This is a genomic window from Variovorax sp. LjRoot290 (assembly GCF_964253985.1).
In the GTDB taxonomy this organism is placed as follows: Bacteria; Pseudomonadota; Gammaproteobacteria; order Burkholderiales; family Burkholderiaceae_C; genus Variovorax.
Genome location: NZ_CAXURW020000002.1, coordinates 114,813 through 137,801, shown reverse-complemented (window position 1 = coordinate 137,801; position 22,989 = coordinate 114,813). Strand labels below are relative to the sequence as shown.

General features: G+C 65.0%; 16 protein-coding genes, 16 tRNA genes and 1 pseudogene. 2 read left to right on the top strand and 31 right to left on the bottom strand.

What is annotated here, in order from left to right:
• Nucleotides 1-4: 4 nt before the first annotated feature.
• The 26 genes and pseudogenes from ACSQ9A_RS29605 to ACSQ9A_RS29480 form a co-directional block, all read right to left on the bottom strand.
• Nucleotides 5-778, bottom strand: coding sequence for a hypothetical protein (locus tag ACSQ9A_RS29605; RefSeq protein WP_436306491.1), 774 nt, complete (start codon nt 776-778; stop codon nt 5-7).
• A gap of 36 nt (nt 779-814) precedes the next feature.
• Nucleotides 815-1,945 carry a DUF2169 family type VI secretion system accessory protein gene (locus ACSQ9A_RS29600; RefSeq protein ID WP_436306490.1) on the bottom strand — a complete coding sequence of 377 codons (1,131 nt, stop codon included), beginning with the start codon at nt 1,943-1,945 and terminating at the stop codon, nt 815-817.
• The gene (locus tag ACSQ9A_RS29595) at nt 1,946-3,028 is read right to left on the bottom strand and encodes a DUF2169 family type VI secretion system accessory protein (RefSeq protein WP_436306489.1); all 1,083 of its coding nucleotides are present in this window, start codon (nt 3,026-3,028) and stop codon (nt 1,946-1,948) included. It lies immediately after the preceding gene.
• A gap of 26 nt (nt 3,029-3,054) precedes the next feature.
• A complete protein-coding gene (locus ACSQ9A_RS29590) occupies nt 3,055-5,202 on the bottom strand; it encodes a type VI secretion system Vgr family protein (RefSeq protein WP_436306488.1) in 2,148 nt (715 codons plus the stop codon).
• A 10-nt stretch (nt 5,203-5,212) separates the two neighbouring features.
• The gene (locus ACSQ9A_RS29585; protein ID WP_436306487.1) at nt 5,213-9,934 is read right to left on the bottom strand and encodes a beta strand repeat-containing protein; all 4,722 of its coding nucleotides are present in this window, start codon (nt 9,932-9,934) and stop codon (nt 5,213-5,215) included.
• Nucleotides 9,935-10,154: 220 nt separating this feature from the next.
• Nucleotides 10,155-10,698: pseudogene (locus ACSQ9A_RS29580) on the bottom strand (ISNCY family transposase); the annotation flags it as partial.
• 42 nt (nt 10,699-10,740) lie between these two features.
• Nucleotides 10,741-11,304: an HNH endonuclease gene (locus tag ACSQ9A_RS29575; RefSeq protein ID WP_436306486.1), complete on the bottom strand. Its 564-nt coding sequence runs from the start codon at nt 11,302-11,304 to the stop codon at nt 10,741-10,743.
• A gap of 58 nt (nt 11,305-11,362) precedes the next feature.
• A complete protein-coding gene (locus ACSQ9A_RS29570) occupies nt 11,363-12,565 on the bottom strand; it encodes an RtcB family protein (protein ID WP_436306485.1) in 1,203 nt (400 codons plus the stop codon).
• A 29-nt stretch (nt 12,566-12,594) separates the two neighbouring features.
• A tRNA-Arg gene (locus ACSQ9A_RS29565) sits at nt 12,595-12,670 on the bottom strand.
• Between the two features lie 11 nt (nt 12,671-12,681).
• Nucleotides 12,682-12,756 (bottom strand) — tRNA-Lys (locus ACSQ9A_RS29560).
• 6 nt (nt 12,757-12,762) lie between these two features.
• Nucleotides 12,763-12,839, bottom strand: a tRNA-Met gene (locus ACSQ9A_RS29555).
• 4 nt (nt 12,840-12,843) lie between these two features.
• Nucleotides 12,844-12,929: transfer RNA gene (locus ACSQ9A_RS29550), tRNA-Leu, on the bottom strand.
• A 4-nt stretch (nt 12,930-12,933) separates the two neighbouring features.
• A tRNA-His gene (locus tag ACSQ9A_RS29545) sits at nt 12,934-13,007 on the bottom strand.
• An 8-nt stretch (nt 13,008-13,015) separates the two neighbouring features.
• Nucleotides 13,016-13,090 (bottom strand) — tRNA-Ile (locus ACSQ9A_RS29540).
• 106 nt (nt 13,091-13,196) lie between these two features.
• A complete protein-coding gene (locus ACSQ9A_RS29535; RefSeq protein ID WP_436306484.1) occupies nt 13,197-13,388 on the bottom strand; it encodes a short-chain dehydrogenase in 192 nt (63 codons plus the stop codon).
• 118 nt (nt 13,389-13,506) lie between these two features.
• Nucleotides 13,507-13,580 (bottom strand) — tRNA-Cys (locus ACSQ9A_RS29530).
• A gap of 131 nt (nt 13,581-13,711) precedes the next feature.
• A tRNA-Arg gene (locus ACSQ9A_RS29525) sits at nt 13,712-13,788 on the bottom strand.
• 17 nt (nt 13,789-13,805) lie between these two features.
• Nucleotides 13,806-13,881 (bottom strand) — tRNA-Phe (locus ACSQ9A_RS29520).
• A 9-nt stretch (nt 13,882-13,890) separates the two neighbouring features.
• A tRNA-Asp gene (locus ACSQ9A_RS29515) sits at nt 13,891-13,966 on the bottom strand.
• 177 nt (nt 13,967-14,143) lie between these two features.
• Nucleotides 14,144-14,219, bottom strand: a tRNA-Pro gene (locus tag ACSQ9A_RS29510).
• Nucleotides 14,220-14,265: 46 nt separating this feature from the next.
• A tRNA-Glu gene (locus tag ACSQ9A_RS29505) sits at nt 14,266-14,342 on the bottom strand.
• A gap of 7 nt (nt 14,343-14,349) precedes the next feature.
• Nucleotides 14,350-14,424, bottom strand: a tRNA-Trp gene (locus tag ACSQ9A_RS29500).
• 15 nt (nt 14,425-14,439) lie between these two features.
• A tRNA-Pro gene (locus tag ACSQ9A_RS29495) sits at nt 14,440-14,517 on the bottom strand.
• A gap of 9 nt (nt 14,518-14,526) precedes the next feature.
• A tRNA-Leu gene (locus ACSQ9A_RS29490) sits at nt 14,527-14,603 on the bottom strand.
• Nucleotides 14,604-14,763: 160 nt separating this feature from the next.
• A tRNA-Gly gene (locus ACSQ9A_RS29485) sits at nt 14,764-14,839 on the bottom strand.
• Nucleotides 14,840-15,075: 236 nt separating this feature from the next.
• Nucleotides 15,076-15,462, bottom strand: coding sequence for a hypothetical protein (locus tag ACSQ9A_RS29480; protein ID WP_436306483.1), 387 nt, complete (start codon nt 15,460-15,462; stop codon nt 15,076-15,078).
• On the opposite strand from ACSQ9A_RS29480, the gene ACSQ9A_RS29475 reads away from it, so the two are divergent.
• Nucleotides 15,454-15,786: a hypothetical protein gene (locus ACSQ9A_RS29475; RefSeq protein WP_436306482.1), complete on the top strand. Its 333-nt coding sequence runs from the start codon at nt 15,454-15,456 to the stop codon at nt 15,784-15,786. The two genes, ACSQ9A_RS29480 and ACSQ9A_RS29475, sit on opposite strands and share 9 nt — an antisense overlap.
• A gap of 652 nt (nt 15,787-16,438) precedes the next feature.
• Here ACSQ9A_RS29475 and ACSQ9A_RS29470 read toward each other — a convergent pair.
• The 5 genes from ACSQ9A_RS29470 to ACSQ9A_RS29450 are packed head-to-tail and all read right to left on the bottom strand — an operon-like array spanning nt 16,439 to nt 21,999.
• Nucleotides 16,439-17,467, bottom strand: a complete 1,029-nt coding sequence (locus tag ACSQ9A_RS29470) for a YeiH family protein (RefSeq protein WP_436307730.1) — start codon at nt 17,465-17,467, stop codon at nt 16,439-16,441.
• A gap of 22 nt (nt 17,468-17,489) precedes the next feature.
• Nucleotides 17,490-18,695 (bottom strand): cystathionine beta-lyase, encoded by a 1,206-nt coding sequence (gene metC / locus ACSQ9A_RS29465; protein WP_436306481.1) that lies wholly within the window; start codon nt 18,693-18,695, stop codon nt 17,490-17,492.
• A 7-nt stretch (nt 18,696-18,702) separates the two neighbouring features.
• Nucleotides 18,703-19,695 (bottom strand): Bug family tripartite tricarboxylate transporter substrate binding protein, encoded by a 993-nt coding sequence (locus ACSQ9A_RS29460; protein ID WP_436306480.1) that lies wholly within the window; start codon nt 19,693-19,695, stop codon nt 18,703-18,705.
• 40 nt (nt 19,696-19,735) lie between these two features.
• The gene (locus ACSQ9A_RS29455) at nt 19,736-21,373 is read right to left on the bottom strand and encodes a rhodanese-like domain-containing protein (RefSeq protein WP_436307729.1); all 1,638 of its coding nucleotides are present in this window, start codon (nt 21,371-21,373) and stop codon (nt 19,736-19,738) included.
• Between the two features lie 35 nt (nt 21,374-21,408).
• Nucleotides 21,409-21,999, bottom strand: a complete 591-nt coding sequence (locus tag ACSQ9A_RS29450; RefSeq protein ID WP_436306479.1) for a hypothetical protein — start codon at nt 21,997-21,999, stop codon at nt 21,409-21,411.
• Nucleotides 22,000-22,103: 104 nt separating this feature from the next.
• On the opposite strand from ACSQ9A_RS29450, the gene ACSQ9A_RS29445 reads away from it, so the two are divergent.
• Complete coding sequence (locus ACSQ9A_RS29445) at nt 22,104-22,973, top strand: LysR substrate-binding domain-containing protein (RefSeq protein WP_436306478.1); 870 nt, start codon at nt 22,104-22,106, stop codon at nt 22,971-22,973.
• Nucleotides 22,974-22,989: the final 16 nt, after the last annotated feature.

The following is a 22,989-nucleotide window of genomic DNA, read 5'->3' as shown; positions in this document are numbered from 1 at the left end:
CAGCTCACAGCTTGCAGGCGCAAAACAGCTTGCCGAGGCCGGCGCGATTGGCCGCAGCACCGACGCCCAGTCCCACCGCGCCCTGCGCCGCATTGACTGCCGCGCCGCGCACCATGGCGGCGACGCTGACCCCGACGAGCACATTGCTCATGCCCAGCACCATGGCGTTCGGGACGATCGGGATATCGCTGCACGAGGTCGCCATCAGGGGCGCGACGAAGGCCAGCGGACCGCCGTTGACCGTGACATTGGGGCTGCCGACCGCGGTCGACCCCTGGGCACCGCAGTAAGGCAGCGGTGGCATCAGCAGCTTGACCCAGGTCGGCCATTGCGTGAAGGCGGAGAAGCTGCCCTTGATCGACTCCCAGGTCGTGGCCGAGCTGCTGGTGTCGACGCCGGTGACGTCCTTGATGAATGCCTCCGCGCTCTTGGGCTTGGGGATCTTCGCGGCGATTGCAGCGATCGTGATGTTTGCCAAGATGGTCAACGTCATCAGGCACAGTGCCATCGGAATGTTCATCAGGTAGCGCTTCCAGTAGGGCGTGTTGGGCGGGTTGAGCGGAACGCCCTGCGGAATGTGGGCGAAGTAGCCCATTGCACCCACGGAGCACGCCGGCATGCCGTTGATGAAGACGTTGGCGCGCGGAAACGTCGGATCGGACCACAGGTAGATCGGGCCGAAGTACGGATGCACCGGAATGCCCGGAATGGGGGCTACCGCGTGCACATCCACGCCGATCACGTTGTCCATGAACTTGGCTGCTGGCCACAGAGGCATGCTGGAGCTCCTTAGAAAAATCGCGCCCGCGCACCCTCACTCGACCAGCATGCGCAGGTTGCGCATTTGCGGCAGCCAGTCCGGGCCTGGGTAGTGCACTGCGGCGCGCCATACCAGGTCGGCCTCGCGCTCGTCCATGCGGATCATCACGGTCTGCAGCACGACCTCCGGCTCGGTCAGGCCGAAACCGATGTCGAGCGCCACGGACGGCCGGTCGCCCGGCAGCTGGAAGGCCAGGGCGCCGCCGAGCGACAGGTGCCGGGTGCGGATCACCTCGTCGCCGTGCAGGTAGGGCGTCGTCAGGCCGCGCGACGCGCCACTGTAGAAGCGGAAATCCATGTCGGGCAGGCGCGTCTGGTCGTACATCTCACGCTGCGGATCGGGAATCAGCCGCCTGTAGGCGGCGCGCAGCTGCTCTTCATACGGCTTGTCCGCCGGCAATACACCGGCCAGCAGGCAGCGCGGCCGCCAATGCTTGGAGAACCAACCGAAGCCCTCGGGCATGGGCTGGCGCTCCCAGTACATGAAGTGCCCGGTGCACAGCCGCTCCGGGCTGACGCGGTCGAGTGGATCCTCGATGTTGGGCAGCGGCAGGCCTTCGACGGCTTCCTTGCAATTGGCCACCACGAAGCCGCGGCCCAGATGGTTGCGTCCGTAGATGCAATGGACCTTGCGGTCCGAGTAGATGTCCACGCCGCCATAGGCGCGCTCGTAGCGGATGTCCATCACCTCGAAGGGCTCGGGTTCGCTGAACACCGGGTCGGCGTCCGCACGGAAGTGCGCGACGCGGTCGCCCACCACGCAGACGTCCTTGCGCACGTCGCCGACTGCCACGCTGGCCACCAGCTCCTGAACGGCCCGCCCCTGCGGCGCATAGGCGCGAGCGTTCAGCACGACATCGGTGCCGAGCTTCCAGGGCACGAAATCGCTTTCGAAGCGTACCGAGGAATTCATCGGATCGATGTAATGCTGGTCGCCGGACACCAGCTTGCGGTCGACGTCGGCGCGCACGCATCGCTGCCGGTCCGCGAAGCGGAAGCTGCGCTTGACCAGCACCGATAGTACGGGCAGTCCATCCGGCGTCTGGCCCGGGAGCAGCACCGCCTGGCCAGGGCCGCTGCCCCGGGTCGAAGGCACGGGGGGTGCAGGCGCGGTCCTCGTCATCATCTAGAACACCTCGGCGCGCAGCGCCTTCATGTGCGGGAGCCAGTCGATGCCGGGATACTCCTGCGCGCCGCGCCAGATCATGTCGACTTCCCCCTCCTCGAGACGCACGCACACGGTGTGCAGCACCGTCTCGAGCTGCTGCGGGCCGCCGCCAATGTCGAGCGCAACGGCCGGCTTGTCGTCGGGAAGCTGAAAGCTGCAGATGCCGGATTCGCTCATTCCCTCCACAATCACCGGCTCGTCGCCGGCCAGCCGCGGCAGGATCAGGCCCCAGGACGCGGCATTGTTGAAGCGGACGTCGAAACTCGGCAGCCTGAAAGCCCGCGAAAGCGCGATCTGCCGCTTGGGCACCCAGTGGAGCTCCTCTTCCCGCATCACCTCGTCCACGTCGACGTACCCGGGGATCGCGCCGACGAAAGAGCAACGCGGATACCAGGTCTTGTGCAGATAGCCGAAGCCCTGCGGCAAGGGCTGCCGGTTCCAGCGGTCGGGATCGCCGAGCAGCAGGCGCTCTGGCACCAGCAGGTCGCTCGGGTCCTCGACATTCGGCAGTCGCAGGCCGTCGACCACTTCCTTCGTGTTGCTTATCGCGAAGCCGGCGCCCATCGGGTTGCGCGGATAGTGCAGCTCGATGCCCGCAAGGCTTCTGGCATCGAGGCCGCCGTAGGCGCGGTCATACCGGATTTCCATTTCGGTGAAGCGCTCCGGCTCGGTGTACAGCGGCGCCTGGTTCCTGCGGTGGATGCAGCGGCGGTCGCCAAACACCCGGATCGTCTTGCCCCAGCGCCCGACCCGCACCGTCGCATCCATCTGTTCGACCGGCGTTCCGCCAGGTGTGTAGGCTTTGCCAATCACCACCACGTCGGTCGCCAGCTTGTAGGGCGCCAGCTCGTTCTCGAGCTTGACTGTCGACCAGGTCGGATCTCCGTCGTCCCAGTACTGGTCGACTTCGAGGAACGGCCGCGCCGGCTCGATCGGCTGCAGCGGCAGCCTCTCGACAATGCGGTACGACTGCTTGACGAGCACCGCGAAGATCGACGCGCCGCGCTCGTTGCGGCTGGGAACGATCTTGAAGCTGGCCATGTGGCACCGGTGCGGGTTGAGCGATCTCAGGGATTGAGCATGACCATGCCACCCTTGACGGTGTTGGTCGACGTGCCGGTCGACATCACGATGTCGCCGTTGGTGTTGTTGTCCTTGTCGGCGGTGGAGGTGACCGAGGCACCGTGCACCGTGACCGATTCGGAGCCATCGATGGCAACGTTGACGCCGTTGATCTCGATCGATCCATTCTTCTTCAGCAACACGGTGCTGGCGCCGCTGGTCAGCTTGATTTCGTCGGCCGCAATCATGTGGATAGCGGTTGCCGACTCGATCTTGATCAGCTTGGCCACGGTGGTGGTCTGGGTGCTGTCGTACTTCTCCGTGACCGCGCCGGCGACATGATGCGTGTGCGTGTTGCCCTGCACGTCCAGCTTGTAACTGCCCGAGACGATGGTGATTGCCGTGTCGCCCTTTATTTTCTCGGTATGCGTGCCGGTGTCGATGTCGATCTTGCGGTTGCCAGAGACGATGTGCTGGGTGTCGTCGTGCTCGATGGTCGTCGCCATGTCGTACTGCCCGTGGATCGTGATCTTTTCCTTCCCCGCCGTGTCGTTCATCGACATCTCGTTGTATCCCTTGCCTTTGTGCGTGTTGGTCTTCAACCCACTTACGACACCATCCGCCGGCAACGAGTATGGCGGCATGCTGTCGTCGTTGTAGACCCTGCCGACAATGATCGGCCGGTCCGGATCGCCTTCCAGAAAATCGACAATGACCTCTTGCCCGATGCGCGGGATGCTGACCGAGCCCCAGCCTTTGCCTGCCCACGGCTGGGACACCCGGATCCAGCAGGAGCTGTTCTCGTCGCGCTTGCCATACCGGTCCCAGTGAAACTGAACCTTCACGCGGCCGTACTTCTCGGTCCAGATTTCCTCGCCCTGCTTTCCGACCACGATCGCCGTCTGCGGTCCGGGCATGGTCCTGCGCGCCGTCAGCCGTGGCGGCCGCCACGGCATCTCCGACGGCATGACGGTCAGCAGAAACGCGCTTGTCCCGCGCGGCCCAAGGCGCAGCGTCGGGGTGCCGGCGATCAGATCCTCCAGCACCGTGCGCGTATCGGCATTGACGGGATCATCATTCAATGCTTCCTGCAGCACGCTGCCCACCGAGCGCTCGGGCTCGACCATGTCCAGGCTCTCGTAGCCGGGGTGGCTGACCACGAATGTGCAAGCCGCGATGATGTAGTCGCCGTCGCGCGTTCCGTCGGGGTCGCCTTCGAATTTGAAGCTTCGTCCGGCCGCGACGTCAGGCCAGCCGGTCAGGGCCCAGTGACGATGGCGACGGCCGACCAGTTCGTCCAGCCGCACCTGTGCGATGTTGTCGGTGTCGTCGCCGTCGTAGTAGCCGCCCGGAAATTCGAAGGTCTCGAGGTCTGCGAGCTCATGCGTGTCGGGATCGCCCTTGTCGGCGCTGAGTTGCTTGGTGATGGCCTTGAAATCGCTGTCGCGCGAGGCGAACTTGCCGGTATCGAACTGATGCATGCTGACCCAGCGCGCGATCTCGTTGAAGCGCGCCTCGCCCCCGGACTCGGCAGCGAAGGTCAAAGTGTCGGTCACCGGCAGCTTTTCATGTGCCATGTCGCTCGTGTCCGACAGGTGCATGGTGCCGGGGCTCTCGTGGGCGTCGAACCAGTAGTAGATGCCCTCCTCCTCCATCAGGCGCGAGAGGAAGCAGTAGTCGCTCTCCTGGTACTGCACGCAGTAGCGGTGTGGCGCATGCGTCCCGATCACGTTGTCCGATTTGGTCTTCTTGAAGCGCTTGATCGGACTGTCCTCGAACACCGCATCAAGGACCTCGAGCACAGGCATTTCCTGCAGGATGCGGGAGTTGCTGCGCTTGGTCAGCAGCCAGAACCACGACCGCAGAACGATGCGGTACTCGAAGAAGCGACCGACCTGCGTCGCGCGCGTGAAGCGCACCGCATGCCCGTGGCAATGCCGTTCGTGCTTGCCGCCGTCCGCATCCTCGAACTCCATGGTGACGTCGAACGCCCGGCCTAGGATGTCCCCCGCGGCGATCGCCCTGTTCTTGGAGAGAACCGTGAGTTCGTACATCGAAGGCCGGGCCAGCGCCTCATGCCCGATGACGCGCCAGAACATCAAATCGGCGCTGGCCGGCGAATCGCTCTTGATGAGGAACTGGAGGTCAGCCATGGCTGTGGCGTCAGAAATCCGCGCAGCCGTTGCGCTTCTCGGTATCGACGCAGCTCACTAGGTTCGGCCGTGAGCGCACGCGCGACCATTCGCGCGCGAGCACGTCGGCGCCCTGCTGCGCGCGGTCGCCCTCTAGCGGCCCAGTCGCGAGGCATATCGGCGCCTGCTGACCGATGTTGCGGTCATATAGCCAAGTGGTGGGCATGTCGCGCACCACGTCCGGCAGCTTGAACAACGGGAAGTCCTCGATCACGAAGCGGCCGGGCACCACGTTGATGGCATAGCCTTCGGCTGAAGCGAAGCGGCCGCCGATGGCGTAGGTGCCGGGCGGACGCGACGCGTCCGGGAGCGCGTCGACCACCCCGGTAACGCCGACGCCCCTGTCGCCAAGGATCAGGCCGTCGGCGATCCTGAATCCGACCGGCGGATTTGGAAAGGCCGCGCGACGGATCCCGCTGCCGATCTCCACCGTGAGCGTTGGCTGCTGCGCATAGATGAAATGGTTGCTGCCAGGCAGCACGGTGACCCCGCACGGACCGCCAAAGCTGCAGTTGTAGTAGTTGGGGAAGATGCCGGAGCCGACCAAGCCGCCGCGGTTCTCGCCCACCCAGGTGTCGGCCCAGATGCGCCAGGTGCCGGTGCCCGGAGCACCCGCACCCGCTGGATTCTGGAACCGCGCACCGGCGATCAGGTCGGCCTCGGTGGACGTCACTCCGGCCGCCAGCGTGAGGTCCTCGGTGAAGGTGCGCACGCGCACTGTGTTCGCCGTGATGCCGGTGGCGGACAGCGTCTGCTGCCGGTCCGAGACCGTGACGGTACCCACGGTCAGCGCATCGGCGTCGGCATAGTCGAAGCGGCCGGGTGCGCTGCCCGCGATGGTGCCGACGCGGTTGTTCGGATTGACCAGCGACACGTCGCCCGTGCTCGAGACCGCCAGCAGACTGGAGGCGGTCAGCGGCGTCGTGTCGCCCGGCGCCTGGAGCTGCGCAGTGCCGGGCTTGGGCGCGCCGCCGACCCCGACGATCTGCGTGATGTTGCCAGCGGCACCGAGCACGAGGTTGTTCGCGTTCACCGCGCCTGCCAGTTGCAGATTGCCGGTGCCCGTTGTCTGCAATGCCGCGTTGCCGGTCGCCGCGACCGGCCCTTCGACCGTGAGGTCGGCGCCCTGAGTCTCGATGCGAACGTTGGTGCCGCTGATGCCGCTGCCGGTCACCGGCTGCAAGGCATCGGTGCCGGCGAAGTTGCCGATCTTCAGCGCGCCGGCCTGCGCGTAGTCGAAGCCGTTGCCGGCGCGTCCCGCGATGGTGTCCACGAAGTTCCCCGCGTTGAGCAGCGTCACGTCGCCACCTTGTCCGCTCGCGAACAGCTGGGTCGCCGCGACCGCGCCCGGCCCCGACTGCAGCACGCTGCCCCCGGCCAGCAGTGCCATGTCCTTGGCCTGCACGCCGGCGTGCAGGACCAGGCTGCCGGCCCCGCCGGCTTGCAGCAGGGCGCCCTGGCCGGCGGCGATGCCGGACGCGATGGTCAGGTCGCCGTTCACGGTCCGCACGCGCGCTGCGTTGGCCGTGACGCCGTTCGCGCCGATCACCTGTTGCAGGGCAGAAGCGAGCGTGGGAGCAGGTGGGAAGGTGCCGAAGACGGGAAGTTCGTCCTGCGGCGGCGGCGGAACGACAGGAATGTTGCCGACGATCAGGCCGTCGGCGTCGAGGAAGTCGAAACGCCCCGCGGCTCGCCCTGCGAGCGTGCCGACCTTGTTCTCGGCCGAAGTGAGGCTCACATCGCCTCCCGGTGCGATCGCGACCAGACTCGTCGCGCCGATGCCGCCGGAACTCTGCGCGATTCCGTTGACGCCGGCCAGCCGCACGTCGGCGCCGCCGATGTCCGCACCGATCGCAATGCTGCCGGCGCTCAGCAGGCCGAGGCTTTCGGCCGCGAACACGTTGTTCGCAATCGTGAGATTGCCCGAGGACGCCAGGCCGACGTCGACGGCCTGGACCCCGATGCCGAAGGCCGGCGTCCCCGCGGCAGACTGGAAAGGGACCGTTCCGACGGTCAGCGCGCCGGTGTTGAGGAATTCAAAGGCACCCTTACTCGCGAAACCGGCCAGCGTGCCGACCTGGTTGTTCGCATTCAGTAGCCGCACGCTGCCGTTGGCGCTGCTGGCCATGACGCTGTCGGCGGTGATGGCCGCCGTCTGCGTGATGCTGCCGCCCGCGAGCAGCGCGAGCGAGCCCGCCACGACAGGTGCGCCGAGGAAGATCGACCCGCCTTGGGTCTCGAGCGTGACGCGGTCCGGCAAATTGACCTGCCCGGCCAGCGCGATGTTGCCGGTGAAGCCGCTGAAGGCGCCAGCGCCGACACTCACCACCGGAGCAGACAGAAGATCGAACTCGATTGCATCGACGACGAAGCCGTTGCCCGCGCCGCCCAGTGTGATCGCTTGCGCGTTGGCGTCCGAGGTGCCGCCGCCCGTGGTGACCGAACCCGCACGCAAATTGATCATTCCGCTCTTGCTGCTGACGGACCCGCCGATGTCGATGGCATCGACCGTTGCCGGCGCAAGCGCGCGCAGCGTCACGTTGCCGGACCCGGTGCTGATGCCGGACTCGGGCCCCTCCACGGCGGCGACCGTGATGATCAGGCCGCTCTGCGCGTTGACGGCATTGGTCGAGCCCGACACCTCGATGTTGCCGCTGGTGGTGACGAGCTGCGCGCCATTGCGCAGGATCACGCCGCCGGTTGTCGGTTCGCCGGTGGGAAAGGCACCCTCGGCCGCCAAGCCCTGTCCGCGCACCGAGATGTTCCCGCTGCCGGCATCGATGCTGTAGTTATTGAGCTCGACGCCGAAACGCGTGCTGGCGGGGGGATTGGGGTCGACGACGAATGCAGCGACCCCGACCACCACGCCCGGGTCAAACTCCCGCGCCCGGGCCTGGCCGACGATGCTGACGTTGCCGCCATGGGTCGCGATGTTTCCGCCCGTCAGGTTGGCACCGGTGGTCGTGGTGGCCACCTTGCTGTTGAAGGCAGCGGTGGCAGCCGGCGCGTTGATGGAAACATTGCCGCCCTTGGTGTCGATGCTGCCGTAGAACAGGATCGAGCCGCCCAGGCCCGAGCCCACGCCGGCGTTCAGGTTGACGCTGAGCGGCCCGTTGAGCGCCTGGATCTGCGGCGGGGCCGCGGGCGATGAGGTGATGTCGCGCGCTGCGTTGAAGGTGAGCGTGCGCGCTTCGGTGCCCGTGTAATTGATGGCGACGTTGTCGAAGAAGCTGATCTGGCCGTCCGTGGCCGTGCCGGCGGCCTGCTTGCCGGTGTCGATGGTCACGCTGGCGCCCTGGAGGGCGGTGTTGATGGTCGAGTCGTAGACGGCCGATTGCAGGGGCCCGGGGGCCGAGAAGGGAAACTCCAGCTGCGATGCCGGTGGCCCGCCATCGGGCGTGTGGAGGACCACGATGTCGAACGGGTCGATCAGCCACCGGCCCGCGATTCCCGAGGCTGCGCCGGCGTCGATGCTCACGTTGGCCAGGTCCAACGCTCCACCCGAGGTTTCGATGAATCCACCCGCGCCCGAAGCGCCCGCGCCGCGCGCCGAGAACTGGCCCCATGCCCGCAGGCCGACGTCGCCGAACGCGACGATGCGTCCTCCATCGCCTTCCTGCGTCGCATCGCTGCGCAGCACCGAAGCGCCGACGACGGCGCCCATGTCGGTCGCGTGGATCTTGATGTCGCCGCCGCCCGCGGCGCCGCTGGCGTCGAGCGTGGCGCCATCAAGCAGCACGCGCTGCGCGGCAATGTCGATGCCGCCACCACGCTGCCCGGCCGACGGGCCGGTGACGTCGAGCACACCCGTGACATGCACGTCGTTGGCCGATCCGCCCCCCAGCACGATCTCGCCGTTGCGCTGCGACAGCGAACGCGCGCGCACCGTGCCCTGCTGATTGACCACGCGCACGCCGATCGACGCCGCATCGGCCACCATCACCACGCGCCCGCCGTCGGCGGTGAGTTGGCCCGTCGCCGCGTTCTCGACCGAGGCCGCGCTGCCGAGCGCATCTGCCGCGACGCGGAAGGTGGTCAGCCCGTCGCCATCGAAATCCATCGTGACCTTGCGGCCCGACAGCAGGCCGATCGAGCCGCGCGCGACATCGATCGAGCCCTCGTTGCGAACCTGCGCGCCGACCAGCGCCACGGTGCCCCCCTCGCTCGCGGTGATGCTGCCCGCATTCACGACCGTGGCCTGGTTGGCGTCCATGCGCTCGAACACGAGCTGTTTGCCCGCCATGAAGTTGGCGTTCGAGATGTCCAGCGTCGACGCCACCAGGCCGCCGACGGTGACCGACGATCCCTTGCTGAAAAGCACGCCGTTCGGATTGACGAGGAACACCTGCCCGTTGGCCCGCAGGCTGCCCGCGATGGTCGACAGCTCGTTGCCCACCACGCGATTGAGCAGGACGCTGCTCACCCCCGGCTGCACGACGTTGACCGTCGCGCCGGCGCCGATGGAAAAGGTGCTCCATTGCGCGATGCCTCGGGTAGTGCTTTGGTGAATGTTCATCGTGGCAGCGTTCGGCTGGGCGACGCTCAAGCTGCCCGCGATGGCGCTGAAGCCGGTTGGCAGCGTCTGCGCCACGGTCGGCGTGAGACCCAGGTACAGCAGTGCCACAGCCAGCGGCCGCAGCGACAGGCTGTGCGGCGCATCGTCGACACCATCGGAAGAGTTGCGAACTTTCATGTTAGTTCTGCACCGCGTCGAGCCCTCTGCATAAGGAGGTGGCCGGTCACACCGAAATGGCCTAACCTGGGGACGTGCCTCATCCCCAGTCGACGAAGTCTAGGAAGGGCACTACCCGCCGACCATTCTCAAGACGGTCTAGCGCGAACGATCTACGCAAATCGAGGGGCGATCTCGAAGCAAATCCGAGGGGAGAAGGGACGAGAGGGATGCGACTTCGGATTGCCCGCTTGCGCTGCAGCGTGAGCGACAGTGACACCTTGCGCTGCAGCCGCCAGGTGAAGATCAGATCCAGATCTTCATCAGCGCGCACCGCTCGATGGGCATCAAAGTCCCGCTTAGGTGGCTTCGCAAAGGTGTTGAAGTCGGCGATGAAATGCGGCGCAAAGGCGTTGGTCGCCTCGCGCGCGTTGATCTCGCGCAGGCGCAGCTCCTTCACCAGGCGATCCTGCAAGGTCAGGTTGGCGCGCTCCACACGGCCCTCGGCCTGGCTCGAGTTGGCGCACCAGATGTCGATTCAGCTCGAACAGCGCGCGGCCGTATTGCGTGGTGCCGCGGCCGAAGTCGGTAGAGACTTGCGTCGAGCGGAAGATGCTGGCCTTGTCGCTGTGGAACGCCACCGGCTTGCCGTGCTGCTCGAGATGGGCGCGCGTGGCTTCGAAGTACGCGAAGGATGATTCGGTAGGCACGAAGTGCAGCTGCATCAATCGGCTGGTGGCGTCATCGATGAACACGAGCAGCGTGTAAAGCGTGTTACGACCCTCGAGGCGCCCTTCTGATCTGGCCGTACCTGAGAAGGCCCGAACTCAATGGAGCCGCGACCCCTTCGGCAGCCGCCTCGCCAGCCACTCGTGCACATCCGCCCGAATGTTCCTGCCCTCGAGCAGAAAGTCTTCGAAGCGGCTCGGCACGTAGGGCAGATAGACCAGCGGCATATCCGCCTCCTCCGGCGTGCGCGCAGCCTTGCGGTTGTTGCACACTCCGCAGGCGGCCACCAGGTTGGTCCATGACCAGAGCCCGCCGCGCGATTGCGGCATGACATGCTCGCACTGCAGATCCCGCTCCCGGAAAACGCCGGCGCAATAGGCGCAGGTGTGCCGGTCGCGGCGCAGCAGCTTGCTCTTGCTCAGGCCCGGTACGACGTCGAACAGGTTGATCTTCGACGCGCCGCGCAGCGCGATGATCGGCGCCACCTCGATCCGCGACTGAACGCCGCGCGCAACGTTGAAGCCGCCGCGCAGCGTCGCCAGCGGCGGCCCACCGTCCTCCCATGCCACAGACGCACTGGCGTAATGCAGCGCGGCCTGCTCCAGCGAGATCCAAGCCTGCGGCGTTCCCTGGATGTCGAGTTGCAAAACGTGTGCATTCATGTCGCCTCCTTTCGCGGCGATGGTTCCGTTGAGTCGAAACCGCCGCAGAGTACGGCGGTCAGCCCTTGACGCAGAGCACCTGCTTCAGGGCGTGCTCGATGCCGACGAGATCGGCCTGCGCCGCCATCACGACATCGATGTCCTTGTAGGCACCGGGGATCTCGTCGATCACTCCTTCGTCCTTCCGGCATTCGACCCCTTCGGTCTGGGCGGCCAGCGCCGCGAGGTCGAAGAAGCGCTTCGCGGCGCCGCGCGACATGCGCCGGCCGGCGCCGTGACTGCATGAGCAATACGAAGCCGGGTTGCCCTTGCCGCGCACGATGAAGCTCTTCGCCCCCATCGAGCCGGGGATGATGCCCAGCTGTCCCTCGCGGGCGCTCACGGCGCCTTTGCGGGTCACCCACACTTGCCGGCCAAAGTGTTCCTCGACGCTCGCATAGTTGTGATGGCAGTTGATCGCCTCCTTGGTCGATCCGATGGGACGGCCGAATGCCTCCCGCAACACGTTCATGACACGGAACAGCATCAAGTCGCGGTTGAGCGCCGCATAGTCCTGCGCCCAGCGCAATGCCTCGACATATCGGTCGAACTCGGTCGTGCCCTCGCTCAACCAAGCGAGGTCACGGTCCGGAAGCGGCACGCCGGCACGATGCGCGCTTTCCCGCGCCATGCCGATCGCCGCTTCGCCGATGGTCTTGCCGATGAAGCGCGACCCGGAGTGCAGCATCACCCAGACGACACCCACTTCATCGAGGCAAAGCTCGATGAAGTGGTTTCCGCCGCCCAGCGTTCCGAGCTGTTTCCAGATCCGGCGCGCATCGACCTGGCCCAGCACCGGCAGAATGCCCAACGCTTCGAAGCGCTTGAAAAGCACCTCCATACGATCGCGCAGCACACGGCCGTGCGGCCCCTCGTGCGTGGGATTCAGCTCGCGACCGTGGATCGCGAAGCCCACCGGGACCATGGACTCGATCGCGCCACGAATCGGCGCCAGGTTGTCCGGCAGGTCGCCGGCGACGAGGTCGGTGCGCACCGCACACATGCCGCAGCCGATGTCCACACCGACAGCCGCCGGAATGATGGCGCCGATCGTTGGAATCACGGATCCCACCGTCGCGCCCTTGCCGAAGTGCACGTCGGGCATTACCGCCACGTGGCCGGCCAAAATCGGCAGCCGCGAGAGGTTGCGGATCTGGTTGATCGCTTCGTATTCGATCTCCAGGCCATCGGTCCAGGTCTGGACGTTCCTCATGAGTTCCATGATGGTCTCCCTGTTGTGTTGATTCGTGGTGGTGCGCCCGGGAGAAGTCGAATCTCCGACCTCTGCCTTCGGAGGGCAGCGCTCTGTCCGCTGAGCTAAGGGCACGCTGGGGCGAGTGGTGCGGGCAGAGAGTTTCGAAATCTCGACCTGCCGGTTAAAAGCCGGCTGCTCTGCCGCTGAGCTATGCCCGCGTGGAATGGTCGTCGTGGGCGGACTCGAACCGCCGTCCTCTCGCTTATGAGGCGAGCGCTCGGCCCGACTGAGCTACGCGACGGTGTTGGTCTCTCCAGTCCGATTCGAACGGACAGTGCCCGAAGGCTCCAGGGTTTGAGGCTGGCGCGTCTGCCGATTCCGCCATGGAGAGGGTATGGGGTGCACGAACGGAATCGAACCGTCGTCAGCGGGACCACAACCCGCAGCTCTGCCATTGAGCTACGCGCACCATGAGACTGGTAGCCCCTGACGATTTCGAAACGTCGACCTGTCGGTTATCGACCGACTGCTCTGCCTCTGAGCTAAAGGGCTGGATTGGCTCCCCGGACACGGATCGAACGTTGACAGGTGCATGAACAGTGCGCCGCTCTGCCCAATGACCTACCGGGAAGGACTGAAGTTGCGCGGTCGATCGCCGTCACCACTCGCCGAGTTCTCGCACACGCTGATCGAGGTCCATGCGTTGGAGACGCTCGCGTGCGCGCAGATCCGCCGCGTGCCGGCGGCCGGCGAAGGTGGCAAGGCGCTGCACCACGGCGAGCATCACCGGGTTGCGCGGCTTGGCTGGCCGCACGACGATCGTGCGGATCGGGGTGGTACGTCTGCGCATGGTGGCTCCTGTGGTTGATGGTGATACGTGGTGCTGGTGCCCCGTGAGAGATTCAAACTCCCGACCCACGAGGTAGGAGCTCGCTGCTCTGTTCGCTGAGCTAACGGGGTGTCGATGGTGGAGGCGCGGCCCGGAGTCGAACCGGGCTGGACGGATTTGCAATCCGTTGCACGGCCGCTTTGCTACCGCGCCGAGAAAAATGTGGTTCGGCCAGGCCCGCACGGACCGACGGGTGGATCGTCTTCGAGTCGAACGAAGTATTCCGGAGGAGGCGGATTTACAGTCCGCTGCAGTCGCCGGTGCTGCTCACGATCCGTGAAAGGTGGTCCCACGTGCACGACTCGAACGTGCAACCCCCTGCTTCGTAGGCAGGCGCTCTGGTCCATTGAGCTAACGCGGGAAGGAGAGAAAAAGGGGTGGTGCCGCAAGAAGGGATCGAACCTTCGACGCCCGGACTTTCAATCCGACGCTCTACCGACTGAGCTATCGCGGCGGCATGAGATGGCGTTCCGCAGGGGAGTCGAACCCCTGGCTTCCTCCTGGACAGGGAGGCACTCTGGCCACTGAGTTAGCGGAACAAACTGGCAAGGGAGGCCGGATTCGAACCGGCGAAATCCTGGCTCAGAACCAGGCGGCTTGGACCGCTCGCACCACTCCCCAACAAATAGCTTCCGGTGACGGGTTCCGGCGCCGCCCAATCGTTGCGGCCGGTTTCCGCGGGAGGGCCATCTGCATGGCCCGGTCCCGCTCGGGTATGGTCCGTGTAGCAGGTCTCGAACCTGCGACCTCATGCTCCCAAAGCACGCGCGCTACCAACTGCGCCACACACGGAAAAAAGCTGACTGGCCGACCCTCAAGGATTTGAAGGGCCTGAAGATGGCGTCTCGTGCGGGGGGCGAACCCGCGATCTTCGGGATGAAAGCCCGATGTCCTTGGCCACTAGACGAACGAGACGAAAGGTTGGCGCGCGCGGAAGGAGTCGAACCCTCAACCGCTGGTTTTGGAGACCAGTGCTCTGCCGTTGAGCTACACACGCATGAACAAGCATGAATGGTCTGAGTGGCAGGATTTGAACCTGCAGCCTCCTGCTTCCAAGGCAGGCCGTCTACCAGATTGACACTACACCCAGAGAAAAAGTTGGTGCCCCAGGGGAGATTTGAACTCCCAGAATTCCGCTTCTAAGGCGGACACGTATGCCAGTTCCGTCATCGGGGCCTGAAGGCGTCCATTTCGGTTGTGACCTCACGCGATGGGCCGCGCTTCGAGCGCGCTGCCCCGTCGACATCGCTGCACAGGGGTGGTCCACGTCCCTGCACATCCCACCAGACCGTCCACGCGGCTGATCCCTGGTGGTGTGGTGAAGACACACCCGAAATGGAGCGGACACCGGGGTTCGAACCCGGGACTTCGACCTTGGGAGGGTCGCGCTCTACCGACTGAGCCATGTCCGCACGATGCGAGGCTTCGGTCCGTTCCAGTGGTCGGCCGTGCCTCGCAGCAAATTGTTAAGGAGCACCCACCGGGTTGAGCCGCGGTGCCATGCAGCGCGATCACTACAAGGGCAGTCCATGGCGATGCATGGCGCTGCGAGGTTGCGAGCGGCGTGCCGCTCAAGTTGAAAAACAAAAAGGCCCGGAACCTTGCGGTGTCCGGGCCTCTTCTTTGAGAGCGCTTGGGAGATGCGCGCTTACGCGCTACCTCCGCCCGGTGGCACCTGATCCTCATATGCTCCAGCCCACAAGTTCGCTTGCGTGGCGTGCATGGGGTTCGGGCGCTGATGGAGCTTCGACGGCAGCATGCCGAGGTCGCCGCAAAACGAGACGCGCACGAACGCCCGGCCCGATGCGGGTCGAATGTTGGTGAGGGTCAGTCTGGCTTTCACGATGGTTCCTGCTTGCGTGGTGTGATCGAAGAAGTAGTAAGTAGATTCTTGCGGCCAAGACCGCGAATGAAGTGAACTGTAAATAGTCTTTACTGCTGCGTCAACACCTCGGACAATCTTTTTTTCTGTCGTTGTTTTTGAACAGTGCCCAATCTCACAGTCACACGTCGCCGCAATGCGCTCATGCTTCATCGGCGCTTTCTTGAAGAGGCCATCGCCACAGGCCTTCCGGCCAAGGGACTTGATCAAGCCTTCGCACAGAAGATCGAGGTGTCGCCCAGCATGTGGAGCCAGATCAAGAGTTCACGCCCCATCGGCGACACGCTCGCCAGGCAGATCGAGCGGCACTGCGAGGTCGAGATCGGATGGCTTGACAGGGCGGATCTGGCCGCCGACATACCCGACCCCGCGGAAGAGCGATTCGTCGCGGCGGCGAGGCAGGCGTGGCGCGGCGCCAATGCGAGAGGGAAGAGGGATCTGAGTCGGCTGCTGCAAGGGATGGCGAGAAGCGGGTGATTCACGCCTGCGTCCGGTTCGTTGTGGACCAGCAACCTGGGCTTGGTGAAGGGCCCCGGCTTTTCCTCGCGCCTGCCTTCAACATGCGCACGAGGCGGGTTGCGTCATCAGTTCGCAGGCCTGCACGAACAACGCGGGGGCAGCCACGCCGAGCGGCGTGGCGTCGAAGACGATCCAACCCTCGCGCCATGCGGACAGGGGAGCCGGCGTTGACCTGCCGCCCTGGTTCGGGTATCCCGTCGCGCAAGGTCAGTGCCTCGCCCGCGTGCAAGTCGATCTCGCTCACCCTAGCCAGACCGGCAGCGCAATGTACCTGGCCCGGGATTTTCTTTCTGATGGTTCGCCACCAGCATTCGGCGCTGTTGCGCATTGGTCCGGAACTGAATGTTGCCAGCGGGGCCTGCTGCCCTCTTCCCCACCTGTCTCGTCTTATTGCGATGTTTCGCACCCTGCTCAAGTCCAAGATCCACCGCGTCACTGTCACCGAGCGAACTGCACTACGAAGGCTCCTGCGCCCGAGTCATATTCGAGATGCGATAGAGGCTCGCAATCGAGACTTGGACGGTCTCTAGATTGATCCCGTGCAGGTCCGATGGTGGTGGCCTGAGGGGCGCGCTCATCCGATTCGGAGAGCCGTGGCTGCGTTCGGCACTCACGGCCTAAATACCCACAGATAGGCCAACACGACGGCAGCAAGCCACAAAGTGGCGACGATCATCAGCGCCATGGGACGCCAGCCCAGCTTCACCAGTTCCCCCAATGAGGTTTTGATGCCCAGTGCCGAAATGGCGACCACCAGACAGGTGCGCGAGACCTGACCTAACACGTCAGTGACCTCTGGCGTAACGAAGCCTGTACTGTTGACCAGCACCAGGGCGACGAAGCCCACTAAAAAAAATGGCAGTAGCGGCGCCCGCCGGCCCGCGCCTGCTGCTGTGTACCCACTGCTGCGCCGCCAGTAGAAGGCCAGTGCGGCCACGACTGGCACCAGCAGCGTGACGCGGACCAGCTTGACGATCAATGCGACGTCTCCGGTGGGATGCGACAGCATCAGCCCCGCGCCCACCACTTGTGCAACGTCATGGATGGTGCCGCCCAGAAAAATGCCAGCGCTGGTGTCGCTGAACCCGAGCTGCTGGGCCAGCAGCGGATAGACAACCATGGCGAGGGTGGACAGCCCTGTGACGCCCACCACGGCCACCAAGGTGTGGCGCTCGCCATCTTGCGACTTTGGCATCACCGCCGACACGGCAAGCGCGGCCGACGCGCCGCAGATGGACACGGCCGCGCCACACAGCAGGCCGAAGTCTGTCCGCAAGCCCAGCCGTCTCGCCAGCCAGGCGCCCAGCACGATCGTGCTGGCAATGCTTAAAACGGCCAGCGCCAGCGGTCCGGCGCCCAGTTGTCCGATCTGCGACAGCGTGATGCGCGCGCCCAGCAGGGCCACGCCGATGCGCAGCAGCGATTTGGCGCAGAACTCGATGCCGGGGCGGCAGCGTTCGTCCTCATGCAGGAAGTGGAAGGCCAGTCCGAGCAGCAACGCGTAGAGCAGTTGCGGCCCACCGTAATGCTCGGAGAGGAAGGTGGCGCCCAGCATGATTAGCAGCGGCGCGGCTACGCCGGGCCACAGGCTTCGGGTCCCGGCAATCCAGGGGTGCGTGAGGGCGCGGACGCCAGACATGCTGATCACCGCTGTCGAAGCTTCAGGAGGCCAGTGTGGCAAATCCCTGCGCCAGGTCGGCAATCAGGTCAGCCGGATCTTCCAGCCCGACATGGAGCCGGATCACCTGTCCGCAGCCAGACCAGTCAGCCACACTGCGGGCGCGATTCATGTCTGCGAGCGCGACCAGGCTTTCATAGCCGCCCCAGGACGCGCCAATGCCGAACAACACGAGACTGTCGATAAGTCGTTCGGCCGCATCACGACGGTAGTCCGGCTGAAGTTCGAAAGAAACCAGGCCGTTGCTTCCCTTGCAATCCCGCTGCCACAGTGCGTGGCCCGGATCGCCGGCAAGGGCCGGGCAGAACACCCTGCCAACTTCGCTACGCGATTGCAGCCAGTGCGCCACCTGCAGACCGTGGTTTTCATGCATGGCCAGGCGGGCGGCCAGACTACGCGCGCCTCGCAGCACCAGCCAGGCATCGTCAGGACTCACGGTCATTCCAAACGCATCACAGCATTCCGCCACTGGCTGCCAGGCCTGGCGCGTGGTAGCCACTGTGCCCATCATCACGTCAGAGTGGCCCGACAGGTATTTTGTGGCAGCCATGATGGACACGTCCGCGCCCAAGGCCAGCGGCCGGTACTGGCAGCCCGAGCCCCAGGTGTTGTCTGCCACCAGCAACGCGCCGCGTGCCTTCGCCAGCGCGGCCAGGCGAGGCAGGTCACACATTTCGTAGACCAGCGATCCCGGGCATTCGACGTAGATCATTCGCGTACCAGCCTCGAACTTCTCTTCGACATCGCTGCCGTCGGCCGCGAAAAAAGTGCAGCGGATGTTGTACCGCGCGAGAAAGGAGTCGGCCAGATTGCGAGCCGGCTCGTAGACGCTGTCCGACATGAGGACATGATCACCGGGCTTGAGGTAGGACAGCAGCGCCATGGCGATGGCCGCCAGACCGGTAGGGAACAGGCGCGCGCGCCAGCCGCCTTCCAACTCGCAGACCAGGTCTTCGAGCGCGAACACCGTAGGCGTGCCGCGGGCCCCATAGGTGAACAAGCGCTCGCCGTCGCGCCTGATGCGCAACTCCTGTTGCTGCGCCACGCTTTCAAACAGCACGGTGCTGGCCCGCACCAGCGGTGGGTTCACAGGACGCCCACCGTCGTACTGCGGCTGCTTGCCGGCGTGGACCAGCCGGGTCAACGTAGAGCTTGCGCTCCCTGGGTTTGAAAGAAATGGCTTGCTCATGCAGGTGCTAGTCCAGACGGGCGCCCGAGAGCTTCACGACGCGCGACCAGCGGGCAATGTCATCCTTCAGCTGTGCGGCAAAGGCGGCGGAACTGCTGGCAACCACGGCGCTGCCGCCGTCGGTGATCAGCTTGGTGACTTCGGGCGTGTTGAGTGCTCGAACGATGCTCCTGTTCAGATAGGCAACGCGATCGGGCGGCGTGCCGGCCGGAGCAAAGAAGCCGTACCAGTCTTCAAAGGTCGTGTTGCGGTAGCCCAGCTCTTCCAGCGTGGGCACCTTCTCGAACACACCGATGCGGCGCGGACTGGTCACCGCCAAGGCGCGCATCTTGCCGCTTTGGATGGAGCCGGCCACCGATGCGGTGGAGGTAATGAGCAGGTCCACCTGGCCACCCAACAGGTCGGTCATCGCCGGGGCTGCGCCCTTGTACGGAACATGGGTCATGGTCATCCCGCTGTCCTTTTCCAGCACCACGCCCACCAGGTGCGAGAGCGTGCCATTGCCAGGCGTGGCATAGGTGACGCGACCGGGTTGCGCCTTTATTTTTTCGACCAGATCGGCAATGGTTTTGAGCGGTGAGTTGCTGGCCACGACCAGCACCAACGGCGCGGCATTGATCTGGGTGATGGGCACAAAGTTCTTCAACGGATCGAAGCCCGGCGCGGCATAGAGCGAGGGATTCACGGCCATCAGCGACACCTGTCCCGTAAGAACCGTGTAGCCGTCGGGTTTGGCCTCGGCCACAGCCTTCGCGCCGATGTTGCCGCCGGCGCCCGCGCGGTTGTCCACCACAGCGGACTGGCCAATGATCTCCGGGAGGCGACTGGTCACGAAACGCGTGCTGGCGTCATTGCCGCCACCAGGCGGAAACGGGGACACGAACTTGATCGGCTGGTTCGGAAACTCGCCCACCTGCGGCATGGGCTGGGCTGATGCGCCCTGCAGGGCACACAGGCTCCAGCAGAGCGAGGCGGCGGTGAGTTTGATCTTGGCAAGCATGGCGGTCTCCCGTGAAGTGAAGGGCAGTTGACTCAGGCGATCAAGCGGAAGGTGAGGACGGGTGCGGCGGCAGAGCGGGCGGCAAACGGAACGCGCTCAGTTCCAGCGCGTCCAGTTGGCCCACCAGGTTGACCTCCCAGGCGAGGTACTGGCGCGCCGCCTCCTTGTTGCCGTTGTGCCGGTCGTGGACGAAGAACAAGAAATCGATGCAATCGCTGTCGGGAAGCGCGCCGTCACCGGCTCGCAGTGGCAGCCCCGCTGCTTGCCAACTCGCCGTGCCGCCTTCGAGCAGGCTGGCGTGCAGGCCGAGCTCCGCAAGGTCAATGGCCGCGCAGCCCGCTACCGCGGGATCGTCCGCAATCAGCACCACCGGCCGCTGCTCGCCAGCCAAGGCGGCGGTCAGGCGCGGACGGATCGACCAACGCGTGCCTGCAATGTGCCCCTTGCGAAACTGCATGCTGGGCCGCAAGTCGATGGCGGCCACGCCGCGCCCGGCCAGACCCGCAGCCAAAGCCTTCGGGCCGATAGACGGCAGCGGCGGCAACGGCGCAATCTCGGCCGGAGGGAGCGCGAGTCCGCTATCCAGGCCCTGGTCCAGCACGCTGGCGTCATGACCCATCTGGCGCAACCAGCTCGCCACCGTACGGGCACGAATACCGTCCGAATCGAACACCACCAGCCGGGCATGGCGCACACCCAGGTACTGGTCGTTGGCCTGCATCAGTTGGCCGCCCGGCGTGTGCTGGGCGCCGGGCAGGCTGCCCTTGGCGAATTCTTCGGGCGTGCGCACGTCGCACAAAAACAAGGTGCGCTGCGGATCGACCGCCCATGTGCGCACGGTGTCCGCGGTGACTGTAGGCACTTCGAAGCGCCGGGCCAATGCACTGGCCGCTGCCTGCATGGCGCTTTTTGCGGCGGGTTCGTCCGCATTGCCGTAGCGGCGGCTTCCCCCATGCTCCAACGCCAGGTCGGCCAAGTGCCAACCTTGCGTGCCGTTCTCCAGCGCGAACACCGGGTTGGGCAAACCCAGATTGATCAGCGTCTGCGCGCCGATGATGCTGCGCGTGCGCCCTGCGCAGTTGATCACGATGCGGGTCTTCTCGCTCGGAACGAGGCTGCGGATGCGCAGGGCCAGCTCGCCGTTGGGGCAATTGATGGCCGTCGGGATGTTCATCTTCTGGAACTCGGTGAACGGCCGTCCGTCGAGCACCACGACGTCTTCCTTGCGCTCCAGCATCGCCGCCAGATCATTCGCGCCGACATGTGGCGTGCGATAGACCTGCTCGGCCAATTCACCAAAGGTCTTGGATGGAACATTGACGCCGGCAAACAGCGGAAAGCCCGCAGCCTGCCAGCCCGCCGTGCCGCCACGGAGCACATGGACATCGGTGTAACCCAGCGCTACCAGGCGCTGCGCAGCTGTCAACGCAACGCCATCTCCGCCATCTCCGCCATCTCCGCCATCTCCGCCATCTCCGCCATCGTGAACGACAAGGCGCACACTTTTGCGCGGCGCCAGGCGAGGAGCCTCGATCTCCAGCCGGCTATAAGGCAGGGAGATGCCGTAAAACAGGTGAGCTTGGCCATACTGGCCGTGCTCGCGCACATCGAACAGCGCTATCTCGCGCCCGTCGTGCAGCCAGGCCTTGAGCGTGGCCGCTTCTACCCAGGATGTCATTGCAACTGCGAGGGTTGGCGCGTGGTCGGGCGCGTTCATGAGCGTCGGGTCGGCACGCCGATGGACATGGTCTCGCAGGTGCCTTTTTCCATGTCGTAGGCGGTCCGCGCGTTCAGCGTCTCCAGCGCGCGGCCATACATGTGCAGGTGGCGGATGACCTGGCCGACCGGGATCTCCACGGAGTGGATGTCATCGGGCATCAACGCGATGCCGGTGCCGGGTTCTACCGTCATGGAGCCGGTCTGCATGAGTTGAGCCTTGCCCGGCGCCGAGCCATCGTCCTGGCGCTCATAGAGGCGGTTGACCTCGGTCCCTTCCACCGCGCTGATACAGGCCCAGGTGGTGTGGTTGTGGGGCACGATCCGCTTGCCTGGGCGCATGACATTCAGGTAGAGCGCGAAGCTCTGATCAGCGTCTTCGGCAATCAGGTAGCGAGCCTGCAGTTCGCCGCCTTGGGGCGCGGCGAACTCACTGGCGCTCCACAACTCTTTGCGCGCCGCGAGCTGGTTGAGGGCAACCAGCACCGCGGCCAGAGACTCGCGCGTGGGTTCGCCATTGCCAACAGAATCTTTAATGTTTCGAATGCTGTCCGCAACCGCTTGTTTGCGCTGCTCTGCTACGCTCATGAAGGTTTCCTAAGTGAAATAAGGCCTGACTGGACTTACTTTAGGCAAACCAGTTACGCCCAACAAGCGAGAAGCCAAAGCAAATGCATTAGACTTATTAATATATGGACACCCTGGATCTGGAATTGCTCAGGGCCTTGGTGGCCATTGACGAGCAAGATAGCTTCGCCGCCGCCGCTGTGCGCCTGTCCAAAACGCAATCCGCGGTGACGCAGCAAATGCAGCGGCTGGAGGACCAGATCGGCCGCCCGCTGTTTGAAAAGCGCGGACGCCACAAACGCCTGACGCCACATGGACAAAAGCTGCTGGAATATGCGCGGCACCTATTGACCATCAATGACGAGGCTCTGCGCAGCTTGCAGCAGGGCCACCTCGAAGGCGTGCTGCGCATAGGTGCACCGCACGACGTGGCCGACACCATGCTGCCACCGCTACTGGCACAGGTGGCGCGCGCTTCACCGCTGCTGCAGTTGGACATCCAAGTGGGCCGAAGCCCCTTCCTCATGGAGTCGCTCAAGCGCGGAGAGATCGACATGACGATCTCCAACCGCCACGACGCCACGCTGGAGGGCGTGGTGTTGCGCACATCGCCAACCGTGTGGCTGTGTTCGGCCAACTATGTGCATGACCGCGTCAAGCCGCTGCCGCTGATCCTGGTGGAAGGACCCAGCGTGTTCCACAAGATGGCACGTGAGGCGCTGGACGCCGCCGGGATCCGCTGGACGGCCAGCTACACCGCCTCGAGCTTGATAGGTATCAAGGCTGCTCTGCGTGCCGGCTTGGGCGTGACTGCGCGCGGTGTCGAGCTGGTGGGTGCGGACCTGCGCGTGCTGGGCGAAAATGACGGTCTACCCCGCCTTCCCGACTTGGCCTACCACTTGTTCATCCGCAAGAACGTCATCAGTCCGCGTACCCGCAAGGTGTTTGACATGCTCAAGGCGAACTTGGGGTTGATCGGCAGTGCGGCACTTTGAGAAGGTTGCGAATTTT

What these genes read in the sequence shown, in the direction of transcription:
- ACSQ9A_RS29605 (WP_436306491.1), bottom strand. Translation starts at nt 778, where the DNA reads ATGCCTCTGTGGCCAGCAGCCAAGTTCATGGACAACGTGATCGGCGTG.
- ACSQ9A_RS29600 (WP_436306490.1), bottom strand. Translation starts at nt 1,945, where the DNA reads ATGATGACGAGGACCGCGCCTGCACCCCCCGTGCCTTCGACCCGGGGC.
- ACSQ9A_RS29595 (WP_436306489.1), bottom strand. Translation starts at nt 3,028, where the DNA reads ATGGCCAGCTTCAAGATCGTTCCCAGCCGCAACGAGCGCGGCGCGTCG.
- ACSQ9A_RS29590 (WP_436306488.1), bottom strand. Translation starts at nt 5,202, where the DNA reads ATGGCTGACCTCCAGTTCCTCATCAAGAGCGATTCGCCGGCCAGCGCC.
- ACSQ9A_RS29585 (WP_436306487.1), bottom strand. Translation starts at nt 9,934, where the DNA reads ATGAAAGTTCGCAACTCTTCCGATGGTGTCGACGATGCGCCGCACAGC.
- ACSQ9A_RS29575 (WP_436306486.1), bottom strand. Translation starts at nt 11,304, where the DNA reads ATGAATGCACACGTTTTGCAACTCGACATCCAGGGAACGCCGCAGGCT.
- ACSQ9A_RS29570 (WP_436306485.1), bottom strand. Translation starts at nt 12,565, where the DNA reads ATGGAACTCATGAGGAACGTCCAGACCTGGACCGATGGCCTGGAGATC.
- ACSQ9A_RS29535 (WP_436306484.1), bottom strand. Translation starts at nt 13,388, where the DNA reads ATGCGCAGACGTACCACCCCGATCCGCACGATCGTCGTGCGGCCAGCC.
- ACSQ9A_RS29475 (WP_436306482.1), top strand. Translation starts at nt 15,454, where the DNA reads ATGCTTCATCGGCGCTTTCTTGAAGAGGCCATCGCCACAGGCCTTCCG.
- ACSQ9A_RS29480 (WP_436306483.1), bottom strand. Translation starts at nt 15,462, where the DNA reads ATGAAGCATGAGCGCATTGCGGCGACGTGTGACTGTGAGATTGGGCAC.
- ACSQ9A_RS29470 (WP_436307730.1), bottom strand. Translation starts at nt 17,467, where the DNA reads ATGTCTGGCGTCCGCGCCCTCACGCACCCCTGGATTGCCGGGACCCGA.
- metC (WP_436306481.1), bottom strand. Translation starts at nt 18,695, where the DNA reads ATGAGCAAGCCATTTCTTTCAAACCCAGGGAGCGCAAGCTCTACGTTG.
- ACSQ9A_RS29460 (WP_436306480.1), bottom strand. Translation starts at nt 19,695, where the DNA reads ATGCTTGCCAAGATCAAACTCACCGCCGCCTCGCTCTGCTGGAGCCTG.
- ACSQ9A_RS29455 (WP_436307729.1), bottom strand. Translation starts at nt 21,373, where the DNA reads ATGACATCCTGGGTAGAAGCGGCCACGCTCAAGGCCTGGCTGCACGAC.
- ACSQ9A_RS29450 (WP_436306479.1), bottom strand. Translation starts at nt 21,999, where the DNA reads ATGAGCGTAGCAGAGCAGCGCAAACAAGCGGTTGCGGACAGCATTCGA.
- ACSQ9A_RS29445 (WP_436306478.1), top strand. Translation starts at nt 22,104, where the DNA reads ATGGACACCCTGGATCTGGAATTGCTCAGGGCCTTGGTGGCCATTGAC.